Source organism: Vibrio sp. 661, assembly GCF_033339315.1.
GTDB lineage: Bacteria > Pseudomonadota > Gammaproteobacteria > Enterobacterales > Vibrionaceae > Vibrio > Vibrio alginolyticus.
This window is the reverse complement of the sequence record NZ_JAWOUJ010000005.1, coordinates 266177-278325: the sequence shown is the minus strand read 5'-3', so window position 1 is coordinate 278325 and position 12149 is coordinate 266177. Positions and strand designations below refer to the sequence as shown.

The window sequence follows — 12149 nt, the reverse complement described above, 5'->3', positions numbered from 1 at the left end:
GTTCTTTTAGTTGTTGATTTCATAACACTCTCCAATTTTGGGGGTGGAAAGTGTCAACCTTATTTAGGACGGCACAGAGAAATGAAAAAAGGCTTAGCTGATGCTAAGCCTTTTTTGTATTTTGCAGCTTGGTTAGAAACGGTAGTTTGCTTGAACACCGATTAGCCAAACATTACCCGTAGTTTCGCCTACAAATTGGCCGCCGACTTGTTCTGCAGTGTCGTCTGACTTGTAACCACGAGACTCAACGATTGGTGCGTCTTTCGCAAAAATATAGGTGAAGCCAGCGTCTAGGCTGAAGTCTTTCGTCCAATCGTACGTTGCGCCAATACTTAGCCAAGTGCGGTCAGTTTCTGGAATAGTAATCGTGCGGTTTTTGTCGCTTACCGCTGAAGTATCGTATGCAATACCAGTGCGTAGCGCTAGCTTAGGATTAAGCTGGTAAGTAGCACCAACAGCAAAGCGATAGTTGTCTTCCCAGTTTTCTACTTTAACCATATGCGTGCCAGCAGTATTTAGACGTGCTTCCAATTTCTCGAAAGAGCTCCAATCCGTCCAGTTAACGCTTGCGTGTAACGCAAGTTGGTCTGTTACTTGGTGGAAGCTTGCCAACTCAGCCGTTGCAGGCAGGTTTAGATACATGTAGCCGTTGTCGCGTTCAGAAGTACCGAAGCCAAAACCAAGACCTTCAGCATGGCCTTCAAGCTTCAGTTCAACTTCAGATTTGTACGCGAAGCCGATACGGTTATTTTCATTGATCTGCCATGCTGTACCAACTTGCCAGCCCCAAGCGGTATCGTCACCTTCCATGTATTTTAGAGCGGTACCTTGAGGAACACTGATTGGTTGATTAGTTTCAGGATTTAACCCTACAACGTTATTCTTAGGAGCTGCTGCGCCAAAGCTGCCTTCGCCGATGATGTAACGGATACCACCACCAACGCTGATTGATTCATTGACTTTGTAAGCTGCGTTTAAGTTCGCTTCCATTGTCGTTACGCTTGCTTCGTTACCAAAGTGCGATGCACCAAAGCCTTTACCTAAATCGGTTTCCATGCCGTAGTTGGTGCCAAATGCCAAACCAATCGCGAATTTCTCATTATATTGGTGTGATAGGTAGAAGTTTGGAATGATTGCATCATGTGCGAAGTCATCTGAAGATGCAGAAGAAGTGCTACCGTGGAAGTTTACATCACCTTCAATATCAATATTTGGGTTCACATAGATTGCACCAACGGACACTTGAGTGCCTTCCAAATAAGTTAGCATTGCTGGGTTACGCCATTGTGCACTTGCGTTGTCAGCCATTGCTGCTTCACCAGCATATGCTCGACCTAGGCCTGTTGCAGAATATTCAGCAAGTTGGAAACCTGCTGCGTTAGCCATGCCCGTTGTGCCAAGTAGGCTTAATGCCACTGCTGTTGATAGAAGAGTCTTGTTGGTTTTCATTCGAATGTTCGCTGATTTGTTTATAACGTGGGACAAAAGTTTAAAGGTAGAGTTTTTACTTTAGAAATGAAAATCCAGCGTAAGTGGTCATTTGAAATATTATCCTTTCAAATGTTATTTTTGCGGTTTAATAATCTAACTGTGAAAGGCTTGTAAACGGAATTCAGCGAACAGCTGTGCGTCCTAATTGTGAGATTTAGATACACGTGTTCACTCAAATTGAGTGGGCAATAAATCGCAGATATGAAAAAAGGCTGGAGATCCAGCCTTTTATATAAAGTATTTTTCTACTAACTAACAGCGAAGCGTTTAGAAGCTACGGCTGTATTGTAAGCCGAATAGAATTGCATCAGCATGAGTTGTTGCTGTTACACCGGTAGAAAGAACAGGAGATAATTGAGTATTCTCATTAACTTTTACATCTTCACCTAACAAGTACGTGAAGCCAAAATCGATGTTTGAGCTATTATCAATATGGTAAGAGAAACCTGTGGAGAACCACTGGCGATCAGAGTCTGGTACCGAGATAGACGTTACTTTATCTTGAGCGCTTGTGTCGTACATGTAACCAGCACGAAGTGTCCAGTTGTTGTTTAGGTAGTAAGTACCACCAATTGCGTAGTGCCAGCCATCTTGCCATTGATAGTCTTTCGAGTAACCACCTTTAAGTAAACCCTGATTTAGGTTCTCAAAATCAATTTGGTCGAAATCTTTCCAACCGATGTATTGGATGCTGTAGTGTACAGCAAACTTAGTGTCTTGGATTTTGTGGAAACCAGAAAACTCGGCCATATCTGGTAGAGGTAGCGTGATTTCCTGACCTTTGTCGTCTTTCGCCGTAAATTCAGGGCTGTAACGATACGCTAGACCAAAACGGTTGTTTTCATCTAGTTCGTACACAGTACCAACGTTAAAACCAACAGCCCAACCATCAGCTTTATCTACGTCCAGAATTTTTTGACCGCCAACCCTTGGGACTGAAGAGCTAGTTGTACGCTTCATTGTGCCTTGGCCGTAGATTAAATCTAAACCAGCACCAAAGCTCCATTGTTCGTTTAAACGGTAAGAACCCGCCAATCCAAAGTTGAAGCTTTTTACATCCGTAAGACCACCGTACTCTGTTGCGGTGTAGTTATCTGAAAATTCAGTTTTAGTGCCGAAATTAGAGTATGCGTTTACGCCCCATGCAAACTTGTCATTTACTGGAACGATTAGGTGAATGTTTGGAGCTATTGACGTATCACCCACATCATCAGTATCAGCAACACTTACAGTATTGGAGCCCAAAGGAGTATTAACGTTATATTTCGCATCTTTCACTTCAATCATTGAAGTAATGCTTTCGAAACCTAGCGACAGTTCCATTTTATCAAACAGAGCCATTGCTGCTGGGTTACGAGCCATTACTGCTGCATTATCTGCGATTACCGCATCACCAGCAAATGCACGGCCGATGCCAGTTGCTGATTGAGCGTTGATTTGGAAACCCGCTGCCATCGATTGACCTGAGGCAAAAGCTACCGTTACTGCTAGGAGAGTCTTTTTAAACAGACGCGTGTTCTGAGTCATTTGTTTTTCCTTATTAGATTCGTCTCTTTGGACGATAAATTGAGCTTTTGCTCAGTGGCGCAGATAGTAGTATCAATAGTTGCTTGGACAAATCCGACCATTGGATAAAATTGAATAAAAATTGCAGAAATGATGTCTAAAAGACGGGAAATTGCATTTAAAATGCATAATTTAGAGTTTAAGCTCTAAATGCGATAGGGGTGGTGAATGTTTTGTGTTCTATTTATACAAGAATGCCGCTAAATAAGATCATTTAGCGGCATTTAACCTTTTGAAGGCTGGAAATCGTCGAAGTTGTTACATCGGCTTAATCATTGATGCAAGAGTCGTAGCGAGCGCATCAATATTTTCACCTTCTTCCCCGACTAAAATCAGGCTTGAACTCCCGACGGGCTGAACGATTCCGGTCATGCCATCCTTACTAAAGTCGGTACTTTGTTCGCTTGGAATACCAGTAATAAATAACGTTACTTTACCTTTTGGACCTTGGAACACCATATGCACCGCATTGGATTCGCCAAAACCGCAGTGGTTTAGGTAGTAAACGTGATATGGAAAGTTTTCACTAAACTGGTAATGAAATGGCGACATTTTCGCATTAATTTGCGAGCTCGGTACATCCTCATCAAGATGACGAACAAACGGTTCTTCATGAATAACGTGTTTCATCGCGGTATCCGCTAAACTGGCTTGTGCTGGAGACACCAAAACATTTCCCCAGTTTACTTGGCCAACTAATAACCCTGCGGTGAACGCAATAGAAGCGGCAAGTGCCATTGCTTTGCGGACAAAGTTTGGTCTTACGACCTTCTCTTCATCAAGTGCACTCGACGTCTGGCTAAATAAAATCTTATCTGCGAGATCTTCGGGTACATCCACATTCATGGCTTGTTTAATTTTTACATCGAGATCCAAAACGTCATCAACAAACTTATTGTTGGCGTCGCTACCAGCTAAAGCTTGCAGAATCTCTTCATCCTTTTGTTTTGGATCCGACAAAATACGACGACGAAATTCTAAATCATCCATTCTTTTGTCCTCTCTTGGTATCTTGAGAATCCAACATCTCTTTAAGTTGATTACGAGCGCGAAATAGTCGAGTCATCACTGTGTTTTTATTTAAATCAAGAATGTCGCCAATTTCTTCTCCACTGAAACCACCAACAACTTGGAGAAATAAAGGCTCACGGTATTCAACATCGAGCTTCATGATCTGTGCCTGCAGCCATTCTTGCTGATGATGTGGTTCATCGCTGACTTTAGCATCATTGCCGTAATCATCGATATCAACTAAATCAAATTGTTTACGTTCGAAGCGGCGCGCATTTTCTCGTCTCAATATTGTGATGAGCCAAGACTTGGCAGCTTTTTCGTCCTGGAGGCTATCGAGTGACTTCCAAGCTCTAAGACAGGTTTCCTGAACTAGATCTTCCGCGACCGCTTTATCTTTGCACAACCAATATGCGTAGCGGTACAAGTCACGATGATACCCTCGGACGAGCGCTTCGTATTTTCTTTGCTTGTCCATATCAGAGTTGACCGGACTGTTGGAATTTTTCTTTCCAAACATTTTTAATATGGCCACAGGAGCCTCCATCCTCGCTCTGTGAGTTTCTTATTTGTTCTGAGCATGACTTTACTTGCTTCATCGCTTAGCGGTTTTGGTTGCAGGACTTGTCATGCAACCCCTTTGACACAATAAGCCATGTGGTTACCTAAAAGTGTATACGCAAATGTCAGATATCATCGAACACGAATTGATATATATTGTTAACAATATCATCATTAGTAATCAATGGCTTGGATAAGTTCACTCGATGGAGCATTAAAAGGGACTTCTGATGGTGGATTCTTGAATTGTTTTGAATCAATAATCGCTTTAGGTGAGCTTAAAACTCGTAAAATCACTATAAAATTGATCTATTTCAAAATATCAAGCAGTGAAGGGGTTATAGTACACCTTGTCATCTCGTTAGTCATTGCGACTAACATGTTGAGCAAGATGACACTTCCTTTTGAAGGCTGACTTTACTTTCTCCTAATCAGGAAACTGATTACTTTTCAATTGGCGTAAGTTAATTGTTTTATAGATATTCCGACCACACAGTTATGTGTGGTTTTTTTTTGCTTCGATTTTACTTTCCGTATACCTCTTACCGTTTTAACTCTCTATAGTTAACCATTAGTAATCGCATAAGAATCAAAGAAGTAGAGTAATTGAACTACTTGCTTCACGTTTATTTAAACGCACGTTTGATAAATTTAACAAATTCATTACAATGCATCAGGTCAGACCTCTTGTATTTAAGGAGAAACAATGGGCAAGCAGGAAGTAAAAACACGCAATGGTGAGCGTGTCGCTATTGTCGCGGGGCTTCGAACTCCCTTTGCTCGTCAAAGCACGGAATTTAGCCAAGTGCCAGCGGTCGATTTAGGGAAAATGGTAGTAAGCGAAATGCTTGCTCGAACAGATATTGATCCGAAGCTAATCGAACAAGTGGTATTTGGACAAGTAGTACAAATGCCTGAAGCGCCAAACATCGCACGAGAAATCGTATTAGGCACTGGTATGAACATCCATACTGATGCATACAGTGTGACTCGAGCGTGTGCGACGAGTTTTCAAGCGGCGGTTAATGTCGCAGAAAGCATCATGGCGGGAACCATCGATATTGGTATTGCTGGCGGTGCAGACTCTTCTTCCGTCCTGCCTATTGGCGTATCAAAGAAACTGGCCGCTAATCTGCTTGCTCTTAGTAAGACAAAAACAATGGGTCAGAAGCTTAGTATCCTCAAAAACTTGAGCTTTAAAGACCTGATGCCAGTGCCACCAGCAGTAGCAGAGTACTCTACGGGTTTATCCATGGGACAAACTGCAGAGCAAATGGCTAAAACACATGGTATTTCTCGCGCAGAACAGGATGCGCTTGCACATCGTTCTCATACGCTGGCTTCTCAAGCTTGGAAAGAAGGAAAAATCCAAGATGAAGTGATGACGGCTTTCCCTGAACCATACAAAAAGTGGATTTCGGAAGATAACAATATTCGTCATGACTCAACGGTTGAGGGATACGCGAAATTGCGACCTGCGTTTGATCGTCAGTATGGCAGTGTTACGGCTGCGAACAGTACGCCATTGACTGATGGTGGTGCGGCAGTGATGTTGATGCGAGAAGGTAAAGCGAAAGAGCTCGGAATGGAGATTCTTGGTTACATCCGAGGTTATGCATTCTCTGCTATCGGCGTGGAAAAGGACATGCTGATGGGGCCGACTTATGCTACAGCGAAAGTGCTTGAAAATACAGGCTTGGAACTGTCAGACCTGACGTTGATCGACATGCACGAGGCCTTTGCTGCTCAAGCATTGGCGAATGTGAAGATGTTTGCTTCCGATAAGTTTGCTCAAGAAAACCTTGGTCGCTCAAAAGCGATTGGTGAAATTGACATGGATAAGTTCAACGTGCTTGGCGGATCAATTGCTTATGGTCACCCATTTGCTGCGACTGGTGCGCGTATGATGACGCAAACCCTACGAGAGCTAAAACGCCGTGGCGGTGGTATTGCATTGAATACCGCATGTGCTGCTGGTGGTCTTGGTGCGGCAATGATTCTGGAGGTTGAGTAATGAGCGAGCAAAAAGCATTTAGTCTAAAGGTTGATGAGCAAAATATTGCTTGGTTAGCCATCGATGTTCCTAATGAAAAAATGAATACGCTGCAGGCGGCTTTTGCTGACGAAATGAAAGAAATTTTTGCTCAGCTAAAAGACTCCAGTGGTATTAAAGGGATGATCATCCACTCCCTCAAACCGGACAATTTTGTTGCGGGTGCTGATGTTCGAATGCTAGAAGCATGCACCACAGCAAGTGAAGCGGAAGCCTTAGCAAGGCAAGGTCAGGAGTTGTTCCAGCAGCTATCGGACTTACCTTATCCTGTCGTTGCGGCTATTCATGGCCCATGTTTGGGCGGTGGTTTAGAACTGGCTCTTGCATGTGATTATCGTGTTTGTACGGATTCTGACAAAACGCGTTTAGGTCTGCCAGAAGTACAACTTGGTTTATTGCCAGGTTCTGGTGGTACTCAGCGTCTGCCACGTTTGATTGGCCTGTTACCGTCGTTGGACTTGATCCTGACGGGTAAACAACTTCGTGCGAAGAAAGCTAAAAAATTGGGCGTTGTGGACGCCTGTGTGCCTGACACCATTTTGCTCGACGTAGCAAAACAGTTTATCGACAAAGGTAAAAACAAGGGCACGAAAAAGCTATCGACGAAAGAAAAGGTGATGTCTGGTAGCGGGCTAGGGCGCAAGTTTGTATTTGAGCAAGCTGCGAAGAAAACGAATCAAAAAACTCGCGGTAACTATCCAGCAACGGTTGCAATTCTAGAAGTTATTCAACATGGCTTAGAGAAAGGCTTCGCTAAAGGTCAAGAACTTGAAGCGAAGCGCTTCGGTGAGCTTGTGATGAGCTCAGAGTCAAAAGCGCTCCGTTCGATCTTCTTTGCCACAACAGAAATGAAGAAAGAAAATGGCACGGATGCGAAACCAGCACCAGTTCATAAAGTTGGTGTGCTTGGTGGTGGTCTGATGGGCGCCGGAATCAGCCATGTGTCTGTTGCAAAAGCAAAAGTACCTGTTCGCATCAAAGACGTTAGCAACGATGGCGTTTTAAACGCGCTCAACTACAACTACAAGTTATTTGAGAAACAGCGCAAACGTCGCATTCTATCCAAGGCCGATCTGCAAGCGAAAATGCTGCAACTGTCTGGTGGTGTCGATTTTACCAGTTTTAATCATATTGATGTCGTAATTGAAGCCGTTTTTGAAGACTTAGATCTTAAGCAAAAAATGGTGGCGGACATTGAAGCGAACGCTAAGACAGAAACTATCTTTGCGACCAATACTTCTTCGTTGCCTATCCACAAAATTGCAGAAAAAGCAGAGCGTCCAGAAAACGTAGTGGGTTTGCATTACTTCAGCCCAGTAGAAAAAATGCCGTTGGTGGAAGTGATTCCGCATGAAACGACGTCAGATGAAACCGTTTCAACAGTTGTTGCACTTGCTAAGAAGCAAGGTAAAACCCCGATCGTAGTGAAAGACAAAGCGGGCTTTTACGTGAACCGCATTCTTGCTCCATACATGAACGAAGCGGCGCATATTTTGTTGGCTAACGAACCGATCGAAAAGATTGATACGGCGTTGCTTGATTTTGGTTTCCCTGTTGGCCCGATTACCTTGTTGGATGAAGTTGGTGTCGACATTGGCGCGAAAATTATGCCGATCCTGGTTAATGAGTTAGGTGACCGATTCAAAGGGCCGGATGTGTTTGATATCTTGTTAAATGATGGACGTAAAGGACGCAAGAGTGGTAAGGGGTTTTACACTTACAAGGGCAAGAAGAAAGATGTCGACAAATCGGTTTACAAACTGCTTAAGCTCGACCCTGAATCTAAGCTAAGCGATAACGATATTGCGTTGCGCTGTGTGCTGCCAATGCTGAATGAAGCGGTACGTTGTTTGGATGATGGTATCATTCGCTCGCCACGTGACGGCGATATTGGCGCGATATTTGGTATTGGTTTCCCACCGTTCTTGGGTGGTCCGTTCCGTTACATGGACCAATTTGGCATTAAAGAGCTCGTAGAGAAAATGAATGAGTTTGCATCGAAGTATGGCGATCGTTACGCGCCATGTGATGGCTTGCTTACTCGAGCTGGTGAAGGGACAACGTTCTATTAAACGTTGCTTCTGTAGAGAAAAAGGCTTGCCAGTGGCAAGCCTTTTTCATAAAGAAGAAATGGTTACTTCTTCTTGTCTTTCTTATCTTTATTGTGGCCTTTACCAGGGTTGTCGTCCCCATGAACGCTGCTATTACCTTTTTTGTCTTTATCATTCCACTGTTTTGAAGAGCAATCATCTGATTTGATGGATACATTGTCTCCGCTAAGGCGCACACAGTCGTCACTTAGTTCGAAACCATCGCCTTTGACTGAGATTTCAGCGTGAGCAGATGCCAATGGCAGTATAAGAGCCACAAGTAAAAGTGCTTTTTTCATGGTTACCTCATTAAGTTATTTTTAGTGCGGTAATTAGAGCATAAGCCGCAATGGCGCAATTTCAATTTTCTGCCAATTATGGTGCCGATTCAATCTATGAGACCGACAACCTCATGGGTTTGTAGGTTCATTCTAGTAATCGACAATTTTATTTCTGCGCAACTAGATCACCCCAAGCCGCAATCTTTTGGCCGAAGTTGGAACTCTTCAATCGATCCTATTTCTTGTCCTAGATGGATGCGCGGAGCCTCCGAATGCGCTTGACCTTGAGAGTGCATGATCAAACGATTTGCAGTACGAGGTTTCAATTCGTTCACAACGAAGCGAATCATGTCTGCGCGCGTCAGCTTCTTCAACTCCGCAAGTACCTTGTCACGTTGGTTAAACTCAGTGTCTTTGTTTCCTATCGCAACCCAAAGACGTTGAGCCCGACCTCGAAGTGTGGTGTCCGGCGTTGCTATTTGGTTCCACAAGCCGCGCTTACTGCTGTGCCATTGGTAATCGTTTAACTCTAACAACACCATATAAAAGGCATTTAAAAACTCATCGATTGAGGTAACCAGCTCGGCAGGTGCTGCATTAGGTGACTGCACATATAGTACAATACCAGGGTGACGATTTAGCGGCATATTGCCAGTGCCTACCATGTAACCTAATTGCTGCTTGGTACGGATTTCGTGGAAAAACGTTGCCGACATAAGGTGATTGGCCAATGAGTATAGCGCGATACTACGAGGCTCAATATCCTCGCACTGGTGGTAAATAACGACCGCGGAATCTTGCTGGTTACAATGCACCTCACGTTGAAAACTGCCATTTTTACCTAGCATAATGAGCGGGCGAAGTGCCTCTTCATAACGTTGCTCGTTAACTCTTAGAGCATCCTTCAAGGTCGTAGCCATGTCATGGGCTTGCTGGCGTTGCCAGTCTCCGTAAACAAACATTTCAACGTGCAGTTCTGCAAGAATGGATTCTACGAATACCGAGAGTTCATCGACTTCGATTTCTTCTAGCGCTTCGACTAAGGTTGCGAAAGGCGGGTTATTGGGTTGAAGTAACCCAGTAAGTGCGTTAAACAGCTGCGAAATAGGGCGATCTTGTGAAGCATTTCTCCAGTTTCGTAACAATTGTTGTTTGATGGTTTCAAAGCGAGCAGGGCTGAAATCTCGAGAAGCAAAACGGTGCAGAATCACTTCTAGCAACTGAGGCAGCTTTTGACTAAACCCTGAGAGGGTTAAGGTCACGCCACCTTGGTGAGCATACATGTTGTAACCCATCCCTGCGATTTCTGCTTGATAGGTTTCTTTTGCTAGCGAATCGAGGAACATCTCTACACATAAGCGCGTTTTGACGATGTTCTTTGGTGATGCAACGGCATGAGAGCTGTCGATAGCGACATAAACGACACCTTTGGGCACGCGAAATTCGTCATCTTGCAAATGCCACAGCCGAAACCCTTCGAGATCCTCAATCAACTCTGGCAGTGAATCACCATTTTCGAGTGGCATGGGGTCGAGATCGTAGCAAATATAAGGGTTCTTTTCCGGTAAGACGAATTGCCAGCTTGGATCGATTTGTTGATAGAAACGACGTTGGCTTTCACTAAAAGGCGTGACGGAGTACGGGGTAAAGTACCATTCGGCAGTACGATTGTATTCCAGGCCTTTAGCAATCAAAGTGACGCGCACATTATCGATGGTTAAGTATCGCAGCAATGAACGCTGTAACTCTTCATCGTAGCCCGCCATTTTGTAGTCACCATAAACCGTGTCTTCCGGTTGATAGTGCTGCATGTTGATCACCAGATGGCTGACGAGATCCATTGGGCGCGATGGCTCTTGGAAGCGGAAAGCCGATTCTAATACCGCTTGTTTTTCGAGATAGCGCCATTCATCTAACCCGTCTTGTTTGATCATCGAGAGGTATTGAAAAACCGCTTGAACGATATCATCAACATGATCTAAGCCGTTTGGCGTCAGGGTGCAGCTTACGGTAAAGTCTCGGTAGTTACTGCCACTCGCGCCGCCGCCCGCTGAGAGAGAGGTAATCCAGCCTTTTTCTTTGAGTTGAAGCATCAAACTGCCTTCTCCTTCATAACCCAACAGGTGAGCAAAGTAGGAGAGTGGCTTCACGCTATAATGCGCATCCATTCCCGGCATGGGGAATGTGAGAATCAGTTTACGGAACTCTTTGAGCGGCTCGACTTGAACCAAAATGCCCGTGCTTTCCTCAGTGCCTATCGGTACATCAATCGATTTTCCACGAAGGCGGTGATTTGGGATGTCGGCAAACATGGTTTCTACCCAAGCTTGCTGTTCATCGAGCGACTGTGGCCCAAATAGAGTCAGTGTCATCAAATCGGCGGAATACTGAGAGTGGTGAAACTCTACAATTTCGTCGCGGATGGATTTACCATCTCGGTCGCCAAGAGTATCTAAGTTTCCGACAGAGAATTTTGAAAACGGGTGCTCTGGATTGATGACTTCTTTGTTAACTTGATACAGGCGACGAGAATCATCATTGAGTTTGAGCTTGTATTCGGAGTCGACAGCCTGTCGCTCTTTGTCTAATGCTTCTTCGTTAAACAAAGGTGCGGTAAAGAATTGGCTAAATCGATCTAAGGCACTTTCAAAGGCATTTGGAGCAATATTGAAAAAGAAACAAGTGTGCTCTGTACTAGTCCAAGCGTTGTTTGTTCCACCGTGTTGGCTAATATAGCTTTGAAACTCGCCCACTTTAGGGTATTTTTCCGTACCCAAAAAAAGCATGTGTTCTAAATAGTGTGCCAGACCTTGGCGATCGTTTGGGTCGTCGAAGTGTCCAACGTTCACTGCCAGAGCAGCTGCCGACTGTTGAGCTGTATCGGAATGAATCAGCAGTACACGCAGTTCATTGCTCAAGGTAATGTAGCGGTATTGATTTGAATCGTTAGGACTTAGATGCACGATGCGTCTCCAGATTTCGCATTACAGTAATTTAGGCTCCCCTCGCGGGGGGCGCAAAGTTTGCGTTTCGACAAATACTGCTTGCCGTATTTTTGTTATTCGTAGACTTCTGCACAGGCCCATCGCGTTTGCG

Annotated in this window: 8 protein-coding genes; 2 read left to right on the top strand and 6 right to left on the bottom strand. The window is 44.3% G+C overall.

The annotated features are described in order from the left end of the window. Positions 1-132 precede the first annotated feature (132 nt). The 4 genes from R7P69_RS12910 to R7P69_RS12895 form a co-directional block, all read right to left on the bottom strand. A complete protein-coding gene (locus R7P69_RS12910) occupies positions 133-1449 on the bottom strand; it encodes an outer membrane protein transport protein (protein WP_053304158.1) in 1317 nt (438 codons plus the stop codon). 309 nt (positions 1450-1758) lie between these two features. Continuing rightward, positions 1759-3018 (bottom strand): outer membrane protein transport protein, encoded by a 1260-nt coding sequence (locus R7P69_RS12905; protein ID WP_186584741.1) that lies wholly within the window; start codon positions 3016-3018, stop codon positions 1759-1761. Between the two features lie 297 nt (positions 3019-3315). After that, on the bottom strand, positions 3316-4047 hold the full coding sequence (locus R7P69_RS12900) for a DUF3379 domain-containing protein (protein ID WP_033907380.1): 732 nt from the start codon (positions 4045-4047) through the stop codon (positions 3316-3318). Continuing rightward, complete coding sequence (locus tag R7P69_RS12895; protein ID WP_033907378.1) at positions 4040-4615, bottom strand: sigma-70 family RNA polymerase sigma factor; 576 nt, start codon at positions 4613-4615, stop codon at positions 4040-4042. The genes R7P69_RS12900 and R7P69_RS12895 overlap by 8 nt, the downstream gene beginning before the upstream one ends. Positions 4616-5335: 720 nt before the next feature. On the opposite strand from R7P69_RS12895, the gene fadI reads away from it, so the two are divergent. Further along, complete coding sequence (gene fadI / locus R7P69_RS12890) at positions 5336-6643, top strand: acetyl-CoA C-acyltransferase FadI (RefSeq protein ID WP_005384447.1); 1308 nt, start codon at positions 5336-5338, stop codon at positions 6641-6643. Next, positions 6643-8754: a fatty acid oxidation complex subunit alpha FadJ gene (gene fadJ, locus R7P69_RS12885; RefSeq protein ID WP_005384446.1), complete on the top strand. Its 2112-nt coding sequence runs from the start codon at positions 6643-6645 to the stop codon at positions 8752-8754. The genes fadI and fadJ overlap by 1 nt, the downstream gene beginning before the upstream one ends. A gap of 62 nt (positions 8755-8816) precedes the next feature. Here the strand turns inward: fadJ and R7P69_RS12880 are convergent, their stop codons facing one another. Beyond that, a complete protein-coding gene (locus R7P69_RS12880) occupies positions 8817-9071 on the bottom strand; it encodes a hypothetical protein (RefSeq protein WP_005384444.1) in 255 nt (84 codons plus the stop codon). Positions 9072-9238: 167 nt separating this feature from the next. Continuing rightward, entirely contained in the window at positions 9239-12016 is a 2778-nt protein-coding gene (locus R7P69_RS12875; RefSeq protein WP_238952072.1) for an insulinase family protein, read from the bottom strand. Between the last annotated feature and the right edge of the window lie 133 nt (positions 12017-12149).